Origin of the sequence: Mesorhizobium sp. B2-3-4, from assembly GCF_006442315.1 — a bacterium.
In the GTDB taxonomy this organism is placed as follows: domain Bacteria; phylum Pseudomonadota; class Alphaproteobacteria; order Rhizobiales; family Rhizobiaceae; genus Mesorhizobium.
Map to the genome: position 1 here is coordinate 1 of NZ_VFVY01000039.1, position 18,764 is coordinate 18,764.

Annotated in this window: 25 protein-coding genes; 8 read left to right on the forward strand and 17 right to left on the reverse strand. The window is 63.0% G+C overall.

Annotation, left to right across the window (positions count from 1 at the left end; genetic code table 11):
• Positions 1-109: 109 nt before the first annotated feature.
• From FJ967_RS33025 to FJ967_RS33035, 3 genes are all read right to left on the reverse strand, one after another.
• Positions 110-808 (reverse strand): DUF1013 domain-containing protein, encoded by a 699-nt coding sequence (locus FJ967_RS33025; RefSeq protein WP_140736497.1) that lies wholly within the window; start codon positions 806-808, stop codon positions 110-112.
• 165 nt (positions 809-973) lie between these two features.
• A complete protein-coding gene (locus tag FJ967_RS33030) occupies positions 974-1,591 on the reverse strand; it encodes a hypothetical protein (RefSeq protein ID WP_246675487.1) in 618 nt (205 codons plus the stop codon).
• Positions 1,592-1,635: 44 nt separating this feature from the next.
• Entirely contained in the window at positions 1,636-2,775 is a 1,140-nt protein-coding gene (locus FJ967_RS33035) for a YadA-like family protein (protein ID WP_246675488.1), read from the reverse strand.
• A 404-nt stretch (positions 2,776-3,179) separates the two neighbouring features.
• On the opposite strand from FJ967_RS33035, the gene FJ967_RS33040 reads away from it, so the two are divergent.
• Positions 3,180-4,313 carry a helix-turn-helix transcriptional regulator gene (locus FJ967_RS33040; RefSeq protein WP_140736499.1) on the forward strand — a complete coding sequence of 378 codons (1,134 nt, stop codon included), beginning with the start codon at positions 3,180-3,182 and terminating at the stop codon, positions 4,311-4,313.
• A 20-nt stretch (positions 4,314-4,333) separates the two neighbouring features.
• Here the strand turns inward: FJ967_RS33040 and FJ967_RS33045 are convergent, their stop codons facing one another.
• The 4 genes from FJ967_RS33045 to FJ967_RS33060 form a co-directional block, all read right to left on the reverse strand.
• Positions 4,334-5,428, reverse strand: coding sequence for a helix-turn-helix transcriptional regulator (locus FJ967_RS33045; RefSeq protein WP_140736500.1), 1,095 nt, complete (start codon positions 5,426-5,428; stop codon positions 4,334-4,336).
• A complete protein-coding gene (locus FJ967_RS33050; protein ID WP_140736501.1) occupies positions 5,425-6,528 on the reverse strand; it encodes a helix-turn-helix transcriptional regulator in 1,104 nt (367 codons plus the stop codon). Before FJ967_RS33050 ends, FJ967_RS33045 begins: the two co-directional genes overlap by 4 nt.
• A 273-nt stretch (positions 6,529-6,801) precedes the next feature.
• Positions 6,802-6,942: a DUF1127 domain-containing protein gene (locus FJ967_RS33055; protein ID WP_064987068.1), complete on the reverse strand. Its 141-nt coding sequence runs from the start codon at positions 6,940-6,942 to the stop codon at positions 6,802-6,804.
• Between the two features lie 181 nt (positions 6,943-7,123).
• A complete protein-coding gene (locus FJ967_RS33060) occupies positions 7,124-8,134 on the reverse strand; it encodes an NAD(P)H-quinone oxidoreductase (protein ID WP_140736502.1) in 1,011 nt (336 codons plus the stop codon).
• 121 nt (positions 8,135-8,255) lie between these two features.
• Between FJ967_RS33060 and FJ967_RS33065 the strand changes: the two genes are divergently transcribed.
• From FJ967_RS33065 to FJ967_RS33075, 3 genes are all read left to right on the forward strand, one after another.
• Entirely contained in the window at positions 8,256-8,450 is a 195-nt protein-coding gene (locus tag FJ967_RS33065) for a DUF1192 domain-containing protein (protein ID WP_140736503.1), read from the forward strand.
• An 87-nt stretch (positions 8,451-8,537) separates the two neighbouring features.
• A complete protein-coding gene (locus FJ967_RS33070) occupies positions 8,538-9,785 on the forward strand; it encodes an MFS transporter (protein WP_140736504.1) in 1,248 nt (415 codons plus the stop codon).
• 31 nt (positions 9,786-9,816) lie between these two features.
• A complete protein-coding gene (locus FJ967_RS33075; RefSeq protein WP_027031521.1) occupies positions 9,817-10,080 on the forward strand; it encodes a metalloregulator ArsR/SmtB family transcription factor in 264 nt (87 codons plus the stop codon).
• 32 nt (positions 10,081-10,112) lie between these two features.
• Here FJ967_RS33075 and FJ967_RS33080 read toward each other — a convergent pair whose 3' ends face one another.
• The 4 genes from FJ967_RS33080 to FJ967_RS33095 all read right to left on the reverse strand — a co-directional run bounded on the left by FJ967_RS33080 (position 10,113) and on the right by FJ967_RS33095 (position 12,518).
• On the reverse strand, positions 10,113-10,577 hold the full coding sequence (locus FJ967_RS33080; protein ID WP_140736505.1) for an SRPBCC family protein: 465 nt from the start codon (positions 10,575-10,577) through the stop codon (positions 10,113-10,115).
• Between the two features lie 11 nt (positions 10,578-10,588).
• A complete protein-coding gene (locus FJ967_RS33085; RefSeq protein WP_140736506.1) occupies positions 10,589-10,924 on the reverse strand; it encodes a metalloregulator ArsR/SmtB family transcription factor in 336 nt (111 codons plus the stop codon).
• A 5-nt stretch (positions 10,925-10,929) separates the two neighbouring features.
• Positions 10,930-11,586 (reverse strand): glutathione S-transferase family protein, encoded by a 657-nt coding sequence (locus tag FJ967_RS33090; protein ID WP_140736507.1) that lies wholly within the window; start codon positions 11,584-11,586, stop codon positions 10,930-10,932.
• A gap of 140 nt (positions 11,587-11,726) precedes the next feature.
• Positions 11,727-12,518 carry an alpha/beta hydrolase gene (locus tag FJ967_RS33095; RefSeq protein WP_140736508.1) on the reverse strand — a complete coding sequence of 264 codons (792 nt, stop codon included), beginning with the start codon at positions 12,516-12,518 and terminating at the stop codon, positions 11,727-11,729.
• A 93-nt stretch (positions 12,519-12,611) separates the two neighbouring features.
• Here FJ967_RS33095 and FJ967_RS33100 point away from each other — a divergent pair, with 93 nt between their 5' ends.
• From FJ967_RS33100 to FJ967_RS33110, 3 genes are all read left to right on the forward strand, one after another.
• A complete protein-coding gene (locus tag FJ967_RS33100) occupies positions 12,612-13,130 on the forward strand; it encodes a helix-turn-helix domain-containing protein (protein ID WP_140736509.1) in 519 nt (172 codons plus the stop codon).
• Positions 13,131-13,207: 77 nt separating this feature from the next.
• Positions 13,208-13,441 carry a hypothetical protein gene (locus tag FJ967_RS33105; RefSeq protein ID WP_140736510.1) on the forward strand — a complete coding sequence of 78 codons (234 nt, stop codon included), beginning with the start codon at positions 13,208-13,210 and terminating at the stop codon, positions 13,439-13,441.
• 165 nt (positions 13,442-13,606) lie between these two features.
• Complete coding sequence (locus FJ967_RS33110) at positions 13,607-14,038, forward strand: heme-binding protein (RefSeq protein WP_140736511.1); 432 nt, start codon at positions 13,607-13,609, stop codon at positions 14,036-14,038.
• Between the two features lie 3 nt (positions 14,039-14,041).
• Here FJ967_RS33110 and FJ967_RS33115 read toward each other — a convergent pair whose 3' ends face one another.
• From FJ967_RS33115 to FJ967_RS33140, 6 genes are all read right to left on the reverse strand, one after another.
• A complete protein-coding gene (locus FJ967_RS33115; RefSeq protein ID WP_140736512.1) occupies positions 14,042-14,443 on the reverse strand; it encodes a hypothetical protein in 402 nt (133 codons plus the stop codon).
• Positions 14,444-14,596: 153 nt separating this feature from the next.
• The gene (locus FJ967_RS33120; RefSeq protein WP_140736513.1) at positions 14,597-15,550 is read right to left on the reverse strand and encodes an agmatinase; all 954 of its coding nucleotides are present in this window, start codon (positions 15,548-15,550) and stop codon (positions 14,597-14,599) included.
• Between the two features lie 30 nt (positions 15,551-15,580).
• The gene (locus FJ967_RS33125; RefSeq protein WP_140736514.1) at positions 15,581-16,255 is read right to left on the reverse strand and encodes an amino acid ABC transporter permease; all 675 of its coding nucleotides are present in this window, start codon (positions 16,253-16,255) and stop codon (positions 15,581-15,583) included.
• Positions 16,252-16,911, reverse strand: coding sequence for an amino acid ABC transporter permease (locus FJ967_RS33130; protein WP_140736515.1), 660 nt, complete (start codon positions 16,909-16,911; stop codon positions 16,252-16,254). Before FJ967_RS33130 ends, FJ967_RS33125 begins: the two co-directional genes overlap by 4 nt.
• A 103-nt stretch (positions 16,912-17,014) precedes the next feature.
• Positions 17,015-17,872 carry a transporter substrate-binding domain-containing protein gene (locus tag FJ967_RS33135; protein ID WP_140736516.1) on the reverse strand — a complete coding sequence of 286 codons (858 nt, stop codon included), beginning with the start codon at positions 17,870-17,872 and terminating at the stop codon, positions 17,015-17,017.
• A 4-nt stretch (positions 17,873-17,876) separates the two neighbouring features.
• Positions 17,877-18,371 (reverse strand): Lrp/AsnC family transcriptional regulator, encoded by a 495-nt coding sequence (locus FJ967_RS33140; protein ID WP_135882151.1) that lies wholly within the window; start codon positions 18,369-18,371, stop codon positions 17,877-17,879.
• Between FJ967_RS33140 and FJ967_RS33145 the strand changes: the two genes are divergently transcribed.
• On the forward strand, positions 18,352-18,723 hold the full coding sequence (locus tag FJ967_RS33145; protein ID WP_140736517.1) for a hypothetical protein: 372 nt from the start codon (positions 18,352-18,354) through the stop codon (positions 18,721-18,723). The two genes, FJ967_RS33140 and FJ967_RS33145, sit on opposite strands and share 20 nt — an antisense overlap.
• Positions 18,724-18,764: the final 41 nt, after the last annotated feature.

An 18,764-nucleotide genomic window follows, 5' to 3' on the forward strand; every position in this document is an offset into this window, starting at 1 on the left:
GAGCGCTTGAAACTCGCACTGTGTCTGGACATACAAAACCCCCGAAGGTTGTGTCCAACTTTCGGGGGTCAGTTCACGAAGCGGGCTTTTTCATGCGTAGGCGAAAAGCCTATTCCTCGTCTTCCGGATCGGTATCCTTCGACTTCAGAGCCGACAGCTTGGCAAAGACCGCATTGGCGTCGAGCTCGGCGTCCTCGTCCTTCGGCTTTTCCGGCGCCGGCACCAGCCGCTCGGTCAGTGCGGCGGGCAGCAGCGTGTCGCCGACCGGCTGCGCCTGCTCGCGGCCACGCGAGGCGCGGTTGACTTCCATATCGAGGTCGATCTGCGAGGCGAGGCCCAGCGTCACCGGGTCCATCGGCTGCAGATTGGCCGAATTCCAGTGCTTGCGCTCGCGGATCTGCTCGATCGTCGACTTGGTGGTGCCGACGAGGCGCGAAATCTGCGCGTCCTTGAGTTCAGGATGGTTGCGCACCAGCCACAGAATGGCGTTCGGCCGGTCCTGGCGCTTCGACAGCGGCGTATAGCGCGGACCCTTGCGCTTGGATTCCGGCACCCGCACCTTGGGGTCGGAAAGCTTCAGGCGCTGGTTCGGGTCCTTCTCGGCGCGCGCGATTTCGTCGCGGGTCAGCTGGCCGGTCATGATCGGATCCATGCCCTTGATGCCTTGCGCCGATTCGCCGTCGGCGATCGCCTTGACCTCAAGCGGATGCAGCCCGCAGAACTGCGCGATCTGCTCGAAGGAGAGCGCGGTGTTGTCGACCAGCCAGACGGCGGTCGCCTTGGGCATCAGCAGCGTATTGTTGGCCATATGCAAAATCCTTCTCGTTCGCCCGCGTTCCCGCGCGGGCGGTGGTTTAGAGCCACCAAAATGGGAAATTCGCGGCCTGTATAGCCGTTCCCTCGCTGTTTCGCAACGTTTTTGGAAAAGCTGGCAAGTGGCGTCGCCGAGCCGCGGCAGCGAGCGTCCGCCCGGTTAAGGTTTGGCCGGCTTTGCGCCAGCCTTCGGTTGGACAGCGATGGATGGCGCATCGGGCGGAGGGCCGGAAGCAGCCGGTTTCGGCTGGTCGACAGCCGACGTCTCCGGTGCCTCGGGGCCGCCTGGCTTCAGATTGACGGAGACCCCGAAAATCTTCCACTGCCGGTTTACAGGCTCGAACAGCAACTCGAAATTGACCTGGAGAGGCGCCGATGGGAAAAACCCGGCCATATGCAGCATGCCATTCGGCTCGATCTGCGGCAGCAGCGTCAATTGCGGCTCGAGCACCGCCACGGCGCCAAAGTCCAGCGCCTGCTTGCGCTGGTTGGCGAAGATGTCGCCGAGCTGGGCAGCACTGTTGGCCTGGAAATTCAGCGAGCCGAGATCGCGCAGCACGGTGTAGTTACCGGTCTTGTTAGCCTGGTCGAGTGCCAGAAGCGTGCCGCGAATCAGGATCAGGATGCCGTTACGATCGATGCCGGCTGCATGGGCGACCTTCTGCGCGACCCGCTTTTCCTTCGCTTGTGCATGGGCGGGCGGTGGGCCAGCGACCGTCGCCAACGCCACAACGGCGCCGGCAACGATCGCCCCCCGCCCAAGACAGATTGCCCGCACGCCGGTCCGCCATATGCGTGCGATTGGCACTGCCCAAGCCAAGATCAGTTAAGGGTCCAGGAAGCGCCGAGGCTGACGCCGACATCACCGTGACTGGTGGTTGCCGAAATCGCGCCATTGAGACGGAAGTCGAGGCTTGGATTGTAGCCCAGCCCGAGCGCCAGGCCGGACTGTCCCTTGAAGTTGCCGAACCCGCCGGCAAGCGAGAGCTTGCCCGGGCGGTCGTCATAGCGCAGTCCCGCCGTGGCCAGCGCCAGGGCCGTACCGGCCCGCGCCTCGGTGCGGTTCTCGCTGATCTGGCCGCCGAGATCCTCGAACCCGGATTCCAGCGCCCCGACCCGCCCATCCAGTTGAGTGATGTTGGTGGTGTTGGTGGTGACCCGCGTGTCGAGATTCGCGATCTGGGTGGTGTGCACGGCAATCGCGTTGGTGTTGTCCGTGATTCGCGTTTCGTGGTTGGCGAGTTCGTTCGTGTTGGCGTTGATCTGCGTCGTGTGGTTGCTGACGGTGGTGTTCAGATTGGAAATCGCGGTCGTGTTCTGCGAAACCTGGCCAGGAAGAGCTTCGAGCGTCGCCGTATCGAATGTCGAGGCCGCGAGGTTGCCGTTGCCATCCGTCGTCATCAGATAGGTCGGACCACCCTGGGCATCGATGCTGGCCTGCGAGGCCACGCCGGCCAAAGTGTAGGTATTGTTGCCGTTGCCGATCGCCACCTGGTTCTCGCGCGTGGTGCCGACATTGGCGCCGAGTGCCATCGAGCCATTGAAGTTGGCCGTCGAGTTGGCGCCGGCAACAGTTGCGAAAGAGGCATTGGCCTTGGCGAATGTGCCGAGGGCAGTTGAACTTTGCGCACCTATGACCTGTCCGGCCTCGGCTCCGTTGCCAACCGCCGTGTGAAACTTGCTGTCCTCGATACCATTGCTGGTATCGCCCGCCTTGGTCTCGGAGCCCAAGGCGACGCTCGATCCGGAGGCATAGGCATCGAAGCCAACGGCGACATTGGAGGTGTCCGTCGTACCGGGTTCTCCAGTCTGGGCAAGCTCACCAAGCGCCACCGAATGCGGGCTATAGGTGTCGGAATTGCCGCAGGCAAATGAACTGGATTCGCCGTGATCGTCACCCCCCTCGCAACTGGCGGCTTGAGACGCCGAAGTGCCAAGCCCGATGGTCAGAACCGCTGACACGATCAAGGCCGAATAGACAGGAGCCCGGCTCCCTTTCCATCTGGCAATCACTGCACCGCCGATGGATTTCTCTGAATTTCCAATGCCTGCCATTTCCCCGCCCAGTCCATTTCGATGAAGCCGCAAGGCCGGCGGTGTCAGCCGGACCTTTGAATACCTGTTCGTGGCGCGGAGACTGCCCATGGCCCAGGCATTCGAACAGTCGGCATATGACGACTACTCTTCTGTTTTCGCGAAGCTATTTTCCGCGTGGGATGATGTGTTGCCCCGACGTCACATCTCCGGGCGGCATGGCAGATACGCCCGAGGATTCATCGACCGCGCCGGCAATCATTTCGCGACTTGTCGAACGGTCTTGCGGCGCTACGTCTCAAGAAGCACGGGAATTCCGCCATCGGGGGACAATGGCCAATATCACCGTTGAAGACGTAAGCACCATCGTCGCCAACATCTACGAAGCAGCCTACGACCAAGCGCGATGGTATCCTGTCGTTACAGCTCTGCGTGAGATGATGGGCGGCTCCCGCTGCTGCATAGCGCGCATCGGTCCCCGGGCAGGCGGCTCCATATCGACGGTCGACGATCCGGAACTCAATGAACCCCGCGCGACGGAGGTCTTTCTGCGCGATCCCATCGCGCTGAAAGCGGTCGCCTTGCCCATCGGCAAAATTCACGACTATGCGCATATCGAGGGCGAGGCCGCCTGGCACGCCAGCGAGGTCTGGCAAGATCTCTTTCGGCCGCGCGACATGCACCGTGGGCTACTCTGCAATCTGTTTTCGTCAGGCGACGCCTACTGGATGATCGACGTCCATCGCAGCGCCTGGCAGGAGCCTTTTGCCGGCGATCAGATCGATTTCTTCCAGAAGCTCGCGCCGCACCTGCTGCGGGCCGGCCAGATCAGCCGCAGACTGGAAAACACCTCGGCCCTGGCCTCGGCCTTCTCGCATCTGCCTTTCGGCATGTTCATGGTCAACGGCCACTGCCGTATCCTGCAGATGAACGAAGTGGCCGAGACCTTGCTGGCCCTTCCCGGCGGGCCATTTGAACTGAAGGAAGGTGAGATCGTCCTGTCGGACGCGCAAGACACCATGTCGTTGCGGCGGCTTGTCGTCGATGCCTGTTCCTCGAGCGACGGCGTCATGCCGGGAACGGGCGGCGCGATGCTGGTGCCTTCAGAGCACAAGCTGTCCGACCACCCCCGCCTCGTGCTGTCCGTCGCGCCCTATGTCGATACCCAGGCCTATGGGCTGACGGGCGAGCGCCGCGCGGTGATCATGGTCAACGAGGTCACGCCGCGCGCCCGTGAGGGCCTTGATCTTCATGTCCGCGCTCTCTTCGACCTGACGCCGTCCGAGGCCCGTCTTGCCGCCGGCCTGGTCTCGGGACGGTCGCTGAAGGAAATCGCTGCCAGTGGCGGCATCACGGTGAAGACCGGCCGCACCTATCTCGAACGTATATTCGCCAAGACAGCGACCCGCCAGCAGAGCGAACTCGTGGCCTTGCTCAAGAACACCGAACCGCTGCGCCGCCGCTGACATCGCATTTCTCGCGGCGATCAGGATGGCGGGAACCGGTCAGCGCCCTTGAGCAGCGCTACGAGCTGGCTCTGCTGGCGGGTGCCTGTCTTGGCGAATATGCGTTCGAGATAGGTCCGTGCGGTCTTCACGGTGACCTTGAGGCCAGCGGCCGCGTCCTTCAGTGCCAACCCTTGCGACAGTGCCGAGGCAAGGCGCGCTTCGGCCGGCGTCAGGTCGAACAGACCTGTAAGCAAGGCCGGCGATGGAACCATCGAACTGGCACTCAGCGCCGTGGCCGCCATCAGCATGTGGCCGCCCGAGAAGATGTCGTGGGCGGCGCGATGCAAAGGCAACAGGTGGATGATGAGCGGCGGTCGGCCTTCCCGCGGCTGCACCGGGATCGACCTGACCGGCGGTTCGGCATGGCCGGGGACATCATGGATTGCCTGCTGGAACAAAAGATCGGCCTCCCGGTCACCGATCGACATGTCACCACGGGCGGCAGGACGGAAAACAGATGGCATCGTCTCCAGAAGCTGATTGACGGCGACAACCCTCCCGGTCGAGGAAAGCACCGCGGCTGGCAATCCCATTTTCTCCATCGCGGAGACGGTTCCCCTGGCGCGCTCCAGCCCTAGTCTCGTCGCGACCAGGCCGGCCCGGGCGAGATGCGGCCGCAAGGCGTTCAGACGCGACATCTCATCCGGGGAAGGACGGTCATTGTGCTGCCAGCGCTCCGTCGAGAACAGCGCCATTTCTCCTGTCGGCATGAAGACGAACGAGCCGACCTGACCACCTATCCCCAACGGCCTGGTGCGGTCGAGGCGCAGATGGTTGCTCTCCAGCGCTTCGGGAGGGAAATAGTCCGCATCGTAGACAAAGGCCGACGGCGGCGTCATGGAAAACAGAAGCTGCACCTCGTCGCTGTTCTGCCAGCCATTGGCCGCATCGAACGCCTCCAGCACCGGGCGGATCAAATCGGTCGCGGCGAACTTCGGAGGGGCGATGCCGTTGAACAGGATAAGCGAGGCGGCGGCCGAGTTCGAGACGCGGCTCAGTTGGTCAAGGACCTCTGGCCATAATTCAGGGACGAACGCCGCCTCGTAGATGCGATCGGGCAAATCCGCGATCATTCCGGGTCCCGTCTCGTGACTTGAGGCATATCCGCGCTTTTGAGCAGCGCCACGAGTTGGCTTTGCTGCCTCGTCCCGGTCTTGGTGAAGATACGCTCAAGATACGTCCGGCTGGTTTTTACCGTGATGTTGGAGCTCGCCGCCGCCTCCTTCAAGGGACGTCCCTGCGAAAGCGCCGAAGCAAGGCGAGCTTCGGCGGGCGTCAGATCGAACAGGCCAGCCAGCAGGCTTGGCGACGGCACGATGGAACTCGCGCTGACCGCTGTCGCGGCGATCAATATGTCGGCGCCGGAAAAAACCTCATGCGCCGCGCGGCGCAGTGGCAGGACATGGAGGATCAGCGGCTGCCTGTCCAACCCGGCCGGGATCGGGATCGACCGAACCGACGGCTCGACCTCACCGCGCGCCGCCATGACAGCCTCCTGAAACAACCGGTTGGCATTCGCATCGCCGATCGCCATGCCGCCATGGGCGACGGGCAGGAAAACGGAGGACATTGCCTCGAGCAGCGTATTGGCCGTGAGCACACGCCCGCTCGATGAGAGCACGGCCGCTGGCAGTCCAATCGCGGTCATGGCGGCAACGGTCCCCCGGGCTCGCTCGAGGCCAAGCCTTGCCGAGATCAGGCTTGCCCGCGCCATGGTCGGCCGGAGAGCGTCGAGCACCTCGAAGCTGCGGGCATCGTAGCGGCCCTCGCCAAGCCTGCGTTGGAAGACAAAGATCGCCAGCTCGCCGCTCGGCATCGGGATGGCGGTGCAGGTATGCGCGCCGATGCCAAGGGCACGCAGACGAACCCTGACCGGGTCGTTTTCGATTTCCTCAGCCGTCAGGAAACTCTCGACATCGACGAAACTCGCCGGCTGTACCGCGCACATACGCGAAACAGCGGTGGAGAACTGCAACGTGTCGCCCAGAAGAAACTCGCTGAGCAAGTCCTGCAGCAGCGGCACCGTCATGCCGCGCACAGGCTGGTCGTCGGTAAACAGGAAGACGGCGCCTCCCAGGGAGGCTGACGCCGCGTTTATGTCGGACAGCACCCGAGGCCACAGGTCGGGCACAAAAGCAGCTTCGTAGACCTTGTCAGTAAGATCATCGAACATCGGGCGTGAAGCCTTCTTCGGCGTTGTATCTGCCGGCCGGACCACCACGCCCTCACGCGGCAACCGATCCCCATGCCTTCAAGATGGCATGCCGTAAAAAGAGGTCAAGCCCGCGGTGGCGTTGAAAGAACTGAATGGGGGAGCGCGCTTACAGTCGCGCCAAAAGACAAAACCCGCCGGACGGGGTCCAGCGGGCTCGGAACCGGCGACGAACAAGGCGTCTGCGACGGCTCTGCATTGCGACCCCGCCTTACGGCGGGATCGCGCTTGCAATCAGATCGCCTGACGGGCGATCCGTTCGATGTCGGCGCGATTGATGCCGAGATCGCTGAGCTGACGGGCGTTGAGGCGGTTCAGTTCGCGAACGGTCTCGTTGTACATGCGCCAGTTACGGAAAGCGCGGATCGGGTTCATGGTAGTCCTCCTGAAATTGGGTTCGTTTCGATGATGCTCAAATAGTGATCACCGATCCGGACTTGAACGGCTGATTTTGCATAGCAATGATGCAAATGCTGCATTGCACCATTAAGCTTTTGTTCAGCTTGCAGGCAGGAGCGGCACGCCCCGGACGTGGCGGGATTCAGGTGGTGCCGGCCTAGCCCACGTCGAGCACGATCTTGCCGATATGATCGCCTTCTTCCATCCGCTCATGCGCGCGCCAGGCATCGGTGAGCGGGTAGATCATGTCCATCACGGGAGCAACCTTGCGCGTGCCCAGCAGCGGCCAGACCTGCGCCTCCAGCGCCGCCGCGATCGCCGCCTTGAACTCGACGGTGCGCGGCCTCAGCGTCGAGCCCGTATGGGTCAGCCGCTTGATCATGATCTTGGAAAAATCGGCGCTCGCCACCGCGCCGGCCTGGACGGCGATCTGCACGATACGGCCCTCGATCGCGGCGGCCTCGTAATTGCGCTGGACATAGTCGCCGCCGACCATGTCGAGGACGACGTTGGCACCCTTGCCGTCCGTTGCCTCTTTGACGGCGGCAACAAAATCCTGCTCGCGATAGTTGATCGCGCGGTCCGCGCCGATCTTCAGGCAGGCGTCGCATTTCTCCTTGCTGCCGGCGGTGGTGATGACGTAAGCGCCGAAGGCCGAGGCAAGCTGGATCGCCGTGGTGCCGATACCGGACGAGCCGCCATGGACAAGCAGCGTCTCACCCTTCTTCAGCCCGCCGCGCTCGAACACATTGTGCCAGACGGTGAAATAGTTTTCCGGCACGGCCGCCGCCTCGGTGTGCGTGAAGCCCGCCGGCAGCGGCAAAACGCTGCCGGCATGAACCCTTACATATTCGGCATAGGCGCCGCCGGGCGTGAGCGCGCAGACCCGGTCGCCGATGCGCCAGCGCGATATTTCATCGCCAAGCGCGGCCACCTCACCCGACGCTTCGAGGCCAGGCAGGTCGGATGCGCCGGGCGGCGGCGGATAGGCACCCTTGCGCTGCTGCACGTCGGGTCGGTTGACGCCGGCGGCATGCACCTTGATCAGGATTTCGCCGGGGCCGGGCACCGGCACCTCGCGCATTTCCGGCTTCAACACCCGGGGGCCACCCGGCTCCGAAATCGCGATCGCCGTCATCCGTGCCGGAATTTTCTGTCCGCTCGCCATGAAGTTTCCCGTCTTTCCTCGCCGGCTTTCATCGGCTGTTTGCATCGACGCCCCTGCCCTATGTATGCTGATTGGCAAATCAGGCAAATGGCCAATCTGGTCTGGCGGAGGAGGAGCGACGATGGCGATCTTCGACGACGAACCCAGGAAGAAGGCACGCCCGCACGAGATCGGGCAGGACCTGTCGCTGCTTTCCGTCGGCGAATTGTCCGAGCGCATCGGCATCCTGCGTGACGAGATCAGCCGTCTGGAGACGGAACTCAAGACCAAGGACAACACCAAGTCGGCCGCCGAGGCGCTGTTTCGCCGTGGATAACTCGCTGGGCTAACCGTCCGCCGCCGAAAAGCCCGAATGCGACTGTCTTCAAACCTGCGTCCTCCCAGTCCCCAGCCGGATCAAAAAATGCTCGCAGCCTACAGACCGATCCTTTCCCTGCTTCGCGGCACCGCCTTCCTTCTGGCGGCATCGGGACTGCACGGGTTGCTGTTGCCATTGCGCGGCCAGGTGGAAGGGTTTTCCACCGCTTCGCTCGGTCTGATGGGCACGGCCTGGGCCGGCGGCTTCGTCACCGGCTGTTTCTTTGCGCCGCGCATCGTGCGCCGCGCCGGACATGTGCGCGCCTTCGGCGCCTTTGCCGCGTCCGGCGCCATCGTGGCGCTGCTGACGGGCCTGGTCATCGACGAATATGTCTGGATCCTGCTGCGTGCCTTCACCGGTTTCACCATGGCCGGCGCCTTCATGGTCATCGAGAGCTGGCTGAACGAGAAGGCCACCAACGAGAACCGTGGCACCGTCTTCGGCCTCTATATGATGGTCACCTATGCCTCGATCATGGGCGGACAGATGATCGTCGCCGGCGGTGACGTCAAATCGGCGTCGCTGTTCATGATTACCGGCATCCTGTTCTGCCTGTCGCTGATCCCGACCGCGGTTTCGAGCGCCTCCCACCCCAAGCCGCTCCAGGACGTCAAGCTCGACGTCAAGGGCCTCTACGCCAACTCTCCGGTGTCGGCGATCGCCTGCCTGCTGATCGGCATCGCCAACGGCGCCTGGGGCACGCTCGGCGCCGTCTATGGCGCCCGCATCGGCATCTCGACGGCCGAGATCGCCTTGATGATGAGCCTTGTGGTCGTCGCCGGTGCTGCCATGCAGCTTCCGGCCGGGCGCCTCTCCGACAAGACCGACCGCCGTTTCGTGCTCGCGGGCGCCGCCTTCGGCGCGGCGCTGTTCGCGCTCCTGATCTTCCTGTTCGAACCGCGTTCCGGCGTCTTCGTCATCGTCTTCACCGCCGCCTATGGCGCTTTCGCCTATACGCTCTATTCGATCGCCGTGGCCCATGCCAACGACCACGCGCGGTCGGAGGACTTCGTCAAGGTATCGGGCGGGCTGCTGCTGCTTTACGGCTTCGGCACCATGATCGGCCCTTTGCTGGCCGCCGCCCTGATGGGCTGGATGCGGCCGGAGGGCCTGTTCCTGGCGACCGCCTTCGCGCATCTGTCGCTGGCCGGTTACACGCTGCTGCGCATCAGCCGCCGCGCACCGGTGCCTATCGAAGGTCGCGACGCCTTCAAGACACAGCCCGCCGACCGTTCCGTGACACCCGAAGCATTGCGGCTCGATCCGAGAAGAAAAGCAGAAGCAAACAGTTGAGAATCGAAACACTTTGCCTCACAAATGAGGCATGATGTTTTCCGACGCCTTCATGGCGATCGCCGACCCCAATCGGCGCCATCTTCTGGAAGAACTTCGACGCGGTCCGAAGACCGTCAACGAGTTGGCGGCTGGGCTGCCGGTCTCACGCCCGGCCGTATCGCAGCATCTGAAAGTGTTGCTCGACGCCGGGCTGGTCAACGCCAAGGCTGAAGGCACAAGACGTGTTTACACGGTAAGCAATGCCGGCTTCCTGAAACTGAACATCTGGCTCGATCAATTCTGGGAAGCCTGACCGTTTCTCGCCATGACGCCCTACTTGCCCCCTCAGGATTGAGAATTCACGAAGACGCCGAGCGCGTCGAGCAGTTCGCCGGTTCCATGTTCACGCGTGGCCGGGCTGTCGTGGCCGTCGAAGAAGGCGCCCTGCTCGGTCATCACGAGCCTTGTGCCGCCGTGTTCCGCCAAAAACTCGATCGTTGCCAGAGATACCGAGACGCGGGTCTCGCCGAACAGCAGCTCATAGCTGTAGACGATGCGCTGGTCCGGCACGATGTCCTGATAGACAGCATTGAAGAAATGCATCTGTCCGTCGCTCGGACAGCCGGCATTGACCTCCTTGCCACCGACGCGGAAGTCCATCTCGTGCCGGCTGGGCGCCGGGTCGTGGGGATCGACGAACCAGCGCCGCTTGGCATCCGGGTCGCTGAAGGCGGAGAAGACTTTCGCCGGCGCCGCCGGATAGCTCCGTTCGACGACAAAGGTGGAATGAACGACGGATCGGTGGCTCACTGAGCTCTCCTTCATGTTTCGTCGCGGGTCTCAGCCAGGAAATCGCCGAGCCGGTCCAGCCGGCGCTCCCATGACAGGCGCCGTTCATTGATCCAGTGCTCGGCGGCCCGCAGCGCCTTCGGATCGATCTGACAGGTGCGCACCCGCCCGACTTTTTGCGTGCGTACGAGGCCGCTCGCCTCCAGGAGGTTCAGGTGCTGGACGACCGCCGACAGCGACATCGCCAGCGGCTCGGCCAACTGGCTGACCGATGCCGGACCGCGCGACAGCCTGTCGACCATCTGCCGCCGCGCCGGATCGGCGAGCGCCTGGAACATCAGGTCGAGCTGGGCGGGATCGTGCAGCATCGCGGTCAGCCGTCATTGTAGGGGAAGAACTTGAAGTAAGGCTGCGCCTCCTCGATCACCCTGATGAAGGCAGCGCGCTGCATCAGCCGGTCGTGGTAGCGCTTCACGGCAGGATATTTGTCGCCGAACGATTCGACCTTGTTGGCGTAGAATAGCGCTGGAGATGCCGCGCAGTCGGCCATGGTGAAGGCATCGCCCACGGCCCATTCCCGCGACTGCATCTCCTGTTCGATGATGGCGTAGGAATTGCGCAACTGGCCCCGCGCCTGCTCGACGCCGAATGGATCGGTCCTGTCCTGCGGCCGCAGCCTGTCGCCGACGATCTTCTGCATCGGCTCCTGCACGTAGAAATCATAGAAACGATCGGCCTGGCGGACCGCCAGCGCCAGGTCGATGTCGGCCGGCACGAGGTCGACCGGTCCCGGATAGTGCGCGGCCAGATATTCCACGACGATGGTCGATTCCAGCACCGTGCGCTGGCGCGCATCGTCGCGCAGCGCCGGCATCTTGCCGGTCGGTGAAATCTCCAGGAAGGCCGCGCGCGACTGCTCGTCGCCGAGATCGACGATGACAGGCACAAAGGGCGTGGCGTTCTCGTAGAGCGCGATCAGCGGCTTCCAGCAGAAGGAGGCCAGCGGATGGAAGTGCAGCGTCAGGGACATTCTAATACTCGGTTTCTGGTTCGTCGATCACAATACTGAAGCGTTTACTTAACTATTGCGATGAGCCTTGTCCGTCAAGGCTCATCCGCGAAGTATCAGCTGGGCTGGACGTGGCTGACGATGGCGGCTTCTATCTCGGGTCAGTCATCCGCATGCAGTTCGTGACCGCCGCCCTCGACGCGAAGGAGTTCCGCGCCGGCAACAGCCTGGGCCAGGGCCGCGCCATGCTCGACCGGGAAGATCGGATCCGACGTGCCGTGGATGACCAGAAGCGGCGCCGCCATTTCGTGCAGGCGGCCCTTCCACTGGTCGCTGCCCTTGAGCATGAAATGATTGGTGGCGCTCAGAAAGCCCCCGGACCTGGCATAATCGCGCTCGATGAACACTCTCATCCCGGCTTCGTCGAACGGATGTGCGGTGCTGGCAATGGCCCGCGCATCCTTGACCATGAAGTCGATCACCTGGCGGCGATCCGTCCAGTCGACGTCGGCGCCGGCGGCCGAATGCTCCAGATAGGCATCGGTCGTCTGCGGCAGGTGCGACGTGTCGATCCCGACGGGCGAACTGCTGATCACGGTCAGCGACGCGACCCGCAGGGGATGCCCGAGCGCTACACGCTGCGCGATCATCCCGCCCATCGACATGCCCGCTACATGCGCCTTGCCGATGCCATGGCTGTCGAGCACGGCAATGGCGTCGTCGGCCATGTCGTCGAAAGTGTAAGGTGGCTCTCCCGCCGGATATTTGGTCGACCGGCCGGTGTCGCGATTGTCGTAGCGGATCACATGGAGGCCGGCATCCGCCAGTTCACGGCAGAACGCCTCCGGCCACCACAGCATCGAGGCCATGGCGCCCATGATCAGCAGCAGCGCCGGATCCGCCGGATCGCCAAAGGCTTCGGATACGATCTCGGGACGGTCGTTGGTGGACATTTCACGTTCCTTCTCATCTGCTTGCATTTTGCAATCAGTTGCACGATAATAAAACTGATACGATAATGCAACTGGTTTTGTGGAGAAAAGCGAATGGCCCTCGATCGCCGGTCCGGCTGCCCGATCAATCTCTCGCTCGAGGTGTTCGGCGACCGCTGGAGCCTGATCATCCTGCGCGACATGATTTTCGGCGGCAGGCGCCATTTTCGCGAGTTGCTCAACGGCTCGATCGAAGGCATCGCTTCCAACATCCTCGCGGACCGGTTGAAGCGGCTGATGGAGCTCGGCATGCTGACCAAGGCGGACGACCCCAGCCACAAGCAGAAGGCGATCTACAGCCTGACCGAGATGGCCATCACGCTGGTGCCCATCCTGGCTCATCTCGGCGCCTGGGGCCGCGTCTGGCTGCCGACCAGCGAGGAACTCTCGATCCGCGCAGAGCTCCTGGAACAGGGTGGGCCGCCAATGTGGGAGAAGTTCATGGACGAGTTGCGCCATGAGCACCTCGGCATACCGCTCGATACAGCCGGTCCGTCTGTCCGCGCGACGCTGCAAGCGGCCTATCAAGCGGTGGTTGCCAAAAAGGCCGCCGACGCCAGCCCGGCCGCCTGACCAACTATTTTCCCCCGTTGAGAGGCCGCCTCTGCTACAAGGGACGGAAATCACACTTGACGGGATTGGATAGGCTCTTGGTAGAGAACTCTAGGGACACTGCCCGCGCGCGTGCCGACCTGCGCTTCAAGAAGCAGGAAGAGGCGGCTACGGTCCGTCAGAAAGCCATGGCCGAATACGTCGCCGAGAGCGACGCCCGCAAGGCCAAGACCGACAAGCTGCGGGCGCTGCGGCTCGCCAAGGAAGCCGAGGATCTGGCCAACATGCCTGCCGAGCCCGCCAAGAAGCCGGCCCGAGCCAAGAAAAAATAGCGCCACCTCGCCGCCATTTTTTCCCCGCCTGAACCGCGCGGTCGTGACCTCATCCAGACAGGCGCGCCTTCATCCTGCAGCTTCGCAAGAATGAATTTCAACTGAAAACGGGATTGCCTCGTACGGCTGGCCGCTGATGATCGGGCTGTTCAACAGGAGATTGCCATGACCGCACTGTCGCTCGAAAAAGCCGTCGGCATCATCGATGCCGCCTTCGCCAGGGGCGCGCAGCTCAAACTCAAGCCGCTCGGCATCTCGGTGCTCGACGCCGGTGGCCATCTGGTCGCCTTCCAGCGCCAGGACGGCGCCTCGTTCCTGCGTCCGCAAATGTCTGATGGCAAGGCCTATGGCGCGCTGGCGATCGGCATGGGCTCGCGCAAGGTCGAGGCTTTCGCCAAGGAGCGTCCGCATCTGGTCGCCGGCATCTCCGACGTGTCGGGCGGACGCGTGCTGCCGGTCGTTGGCGGCGTGCTGATCCGCGACAAGGCAGGCAACATCATCGGCGCCGTCGGTATTTCCGGCGACACGTCGGACAATGACGAGGCGGCCGCGATCGCCGGTATCGAGGCCGCCGGCTTCACCGCCGACCCGGGCTGATTTCTAGTTCAAATTGATATCGCGGCTGGCCGACCGCATCGATACCGCGAACCCGGCCAGGACGTCGAACAGCGCGATGATCATCAGCGTGAAGAAGATCGAGTGCGCGGCGCCCTTGACCAGCAGGAATTCGACCAGGAAAGCGACGAAAACCAGCGTCGACAGGAGATGGTCCATGATCGAGGCGCTCGTCGTACGCGCCGACTTCACCATTTCGAGGAACAGGAAGATCAGGCCGATCAGCACCATCAGGTCGCCGAGCGTCATCGAGAACACCCCGCCTGACATCATCCTGAACGAAAAGATTTCGCTCGCCCATGGATCGTCGCCGCCGCCGAATATTCCGAGCAGGCCGAGATTGTAGAGCACGAAAGGCACGATCAAAAGCGGGACGGCACCAAACATCTGGCGTCTCCTAATGGGGGCACCTTCTGTAGAATGCGCCACGGGGGCGCCGTCAAGATGTTTCGTGCGCGACCGCAAACACGGTCGAAGACCGGGCGCAACACCATGTCAGCCGGTTGCCCGGCCGACATGGAATAAACAGGCGATGGAAGCTCAGCGCTTGAAATAGCCGGCACGCACGGCAGCGCCGATGACGTTGAGGATGATATGGCCCGCCGTCATCGAAGTGATCTCGTTGACATCGCGTGCCGGCGCGATCTCGACGATGTCCATGCCGACGAGCTTGCCCTTGCCGACCAGCCCCTGGATCAGCTCGATCGTCTGGCGGTAGCTGATGCCGCCGGGCTGCGGGCCCTCCACCGCCGGCATGACGGCGGGATCCAGCCCGTCGGCGTCGATGGTAAGGTAGTAGCGGCCGCCGTCGGGAATGCGCTTGAGCAGCGCCGCAGTGCCGATATCCTGCCATTCATTGGTGGTGATGATGTTGGCGCCATAAGCGCGCGCCGCTTCCACCTCCTCGGTGCGCGCGCTGCCCTGGCCACGGACGCCGACCTGGAAAATATCCTTGATATGCGCCATTTCCGAGGCTCGGCGGATGGTGCTGGAATAGCCCTCCTTGACGCCGTTGACATTGTCGCGCCAGTCGAGATGCGCGTCGAGCTGCACCAGCGTGATCGGGCCTTCGCCGTCGAGCGCGCGGAAGATCGGGATCGGGATGCCATGGTCGCCGCCGATGGTGATCGGCAGGGCGCCGGCGGCGCGTATCTTGCGGATCGCCTGCTCGGCGCGCTTGTAATGGCCGACATGATCGGCCGCGTTGCCGGGCACGTCGCCGACATCGACCACCTTGATGTCCTGGCCGGCGAAGACCGGCCCGCCAATGTCGAAATCATAGCGGTCGAGCGCCTGGCTGATGCGCTTGGACGCGCGCCGCACGGCGGTCGGCGCGTTGGTCTGGTCGTTGATCAGTTCGTCGATCGTGTAGGGATCGCCATAGGGCATGCCGATGATGGCGACATCGGCCTTGAGCGTGTCGAGATCCTCGACCAGCGGGAAATTCATGAACGTCTGGAAGACATCGCGCGGCGCGGTGGTGAGCTTGGACATGGGGTCTCCTCTGTGTTGAAAGGCTTTTGATCAGGCGCCACGGCGGGCTGCGAGATGGGGCTGCAGCCTGTGCTCCAGGCTGCGCGAGATCACTGCCACAAGGGCGGTCAGCCCCCAGTACAGCAATGCGATGGCGGTGAAGATCTCCACCGGCGAGAAGGTGCGGCCGATGACGTTCTGGGCCATGTAGGTGAGCTCGGGGACGGTGATCGCCGACAGGATCGCCGATTCCTTGATCAATGTGATGGTGAGATTGGTGGCCGCCGGCAGGATGTAGCCGAGCACTTGTGGCACCAGGACCTTGCGGAAGATGGTGAGGTAGCGCAGCCCCAGCGCGTAGCCGGCTTCGACCTGGCCATAGGAGATCGACTGGATGGCGCCCCTGATGATCTCGGCGGAATAGGCGCTGGCATAGGCCGACAGCGCGCCGATCGAAACCACCACCGGCGAGAGCCGGATGCCGAACATCGGCAAGGCGTAGAACAGCAGGAAGATCTGGATCAGGAACGGGATGTTGCGGAAAAGCTCGACATAGGCCGACACCATCGCCGCCGGCAGCCGCCCGCCGCGCAGCCGGACCAGCGCCAGCACGACGCCAAGCGCGAAGCCAAGCGGCAGCGATACGGCGCACATCAATATCGTGTTGCCGAAACCCTGGGCGAGAATCCGCCAGTTGTCTGATATGACGGCGAAGTCGAAGCTCATGCCCGCGCTCCATCCGCCTTTCGCTCCAGATGCCTGGTCAGAAGGCTGCAGGAGAACAGAACGATGAAATAGAGGACCGCCGCGACGCAGAACGCCTCGACCGGCCGGTAGGTGACATTCATGATGTTCTGCGCGGTCCGTGTCAGCTCGACCACCGCGATCACCGACAGGATGGACGATGCCTTCACCAGCATGGTGAACTCGTTGACCATCGGCGGAATGATGGCGCGCAGGAGCTGCGGCAGGATGATCTTGAACCAGGTCACGACAGGCTTCAGGCCAAGCGCCTTGGCCGCTTCGTACTGACCGGCTGGAATGCGCGTCAGCCCGGCGCGCAGGATTTCGGCGACGAAAGCCGCGCTGTTGAAGGAGAGCGCCAGTATCCCCGCCAGAAGCGGCGGCAGGTCGATGCCGACCAGACCCGGCAATACATAGTAGACGACGAAGATCTGCACGATCAGCGGCGTGCCGCGGATGAAGCTGGTGTAGAGCGCGCCGATCCAGCGGACCACGCGCCAGCGCGACCGGCCGCAGGCAAGCAAGCCGAAGCCGATCAGCGTGCCGACCAGGAAGCCCAGCGCCGAGACGCCGAGCGTGATGGCCGCGCCGGTCAGGAATTGCGGCAGGAAAGTCAGAGTCTTTGAAAAATGGAACATTTTTCCAACTCGAACGGAGAGGCATCGTCCGGCATGGCGCGTGCGACATCAGTGGCTGCGCATCGCTTGCGCCGCGCCGGACATGTTCAAGGGACCAAACGGCTCAGAGCGCGCCGGGCGGCAGATAGCCCTGGTCCGGCGTCTTCATCTCGAAGCCGAACCATTTCAGCTGCATCTCCTTGAGCTTGCCGCTGTCCTTCAGCTCGCCGATCTTGGCATTGATGAATTCGCGCAGGTCCTTGTCCTCGGGCCGCACGACCCAGGACAGATATGAGAATTCGCCGATCGACCCGACGACCTTGTAGGTGTCGGGGACGTTCTTCATCAGCACCGCCGCCGAAGGCGAGGCAATGACGATCGCATCGACCTGGCCCGAAGCGAGTGCGACATGGGTCTCGGGGAAGGAGGTGAACAGCTTCAGTTCGCCGACACCCTTGCCGCCCTTGTCCTTGAGTTCCTTGTCATAGGCCTCGATGACCGGCTGCACCGAGGAGGCAAGCTGCGTCGCCACCACCATGCCGTTGATGTCTTCCGGCTTCTTGATGCGCTCCTCGTCGGCGCGCACGACGATGACGTTCTCGAACGAGCCCGTCGGCCGCGTATAGGCATATTTCGCCGCCCGCTCGGGATTGATACCGGTCGATGTCGCCATCAGGTCGAACTTCTTTGCAAGCAGCCCCGGCAACAGGCCCTGGAACGGCAGGTTGAGCTGGTCGAGCTTCACGCCGAGCTGGCTCACCACATAGTCCAGAATGTCCTTGTTGTAGCCGACGATCTGGCCGTCGCGCACGAATTCGAACGGCTCGAAGGCGGCCTCGGTGCCGACGACGATGGTGCCGCGCTGTTTGATCTGGTCGATCAGCCCATCGGCATGGGACGTGGACGCCAAAGACAGGAAGAGCGGCGCGGCGGCAAGCACGGACAGGACGCGGCGGCGCGATGCGGAAAAGAATCTACCCATTGTTTTACCCTCTTTTTTCTTCTGTTTTGCTGCGCTGGTAGGCCCGGCCGGAGTGCTTGAACACGCGGCCGATCATGTAGCTCTCGGAATCCTTGATCCCGGGAACGTTCGCCAGTTCGCTGACCAGGAAGTCGTGCAGGCTGGTCGTCGATGGCAAGGTGAGCTGGATGATGATGTCGAACGGCCCGGTCATGGCGTAGACACTGTCGACGAACGAGTACTCCGACAGTTTGCGGGCGACGCTGATGATGTGCTCGCGGTCGACGTCGAGCCCGACGATGGCAGCTATGCCGACATCGCTGCGCAGCGGCCGCACGACGGCCTGGATCGAGATATCCGGATCCTCGAGCACGCGCGCCATCTTGCGCCGCACTGTCGCTTCGGTGACGCCGATGCGCTTGGCGATATCGACGCTCGACATCCGCCCATCGACCTTGAGCTGGGAAAGTACCGCCTGCTCGGTGTCGTCGAGATCACTCGTGCTGACGAAATCCCACATTCAATTCCCCTTTTATGTCGATTTCCGACTATTTTTTGGAAAATTACATAAGAAACCGTTCAACGCAATCCCATATGATGCGAAAAACATCGAGCAGGCAGGGGCAATGGCTGCCCTGCCTTGGCGTGCGCGGGTCGATTGCTGGGAATTGGCGACGGGCGGCGTCGTGCCGCGACGCGTTCACGGAAGGGTCGCCGTTGCCGAGGAATTCGCGGCGAAATCATGCGGAACGAGGAGCCAAGGAAGCGCGGCTATGCCGCCTGAGCCTCCGGCCCATTTTGCGGCAACGGAGCCGCCAACGCAAAAAGACCGGCCAGATGAACTGACCCCCGAAAGTTGGACGGTTCATTGAGCTGGTAGATTTAAGGGCTGGTTCCTGTATTGCACAGGGGC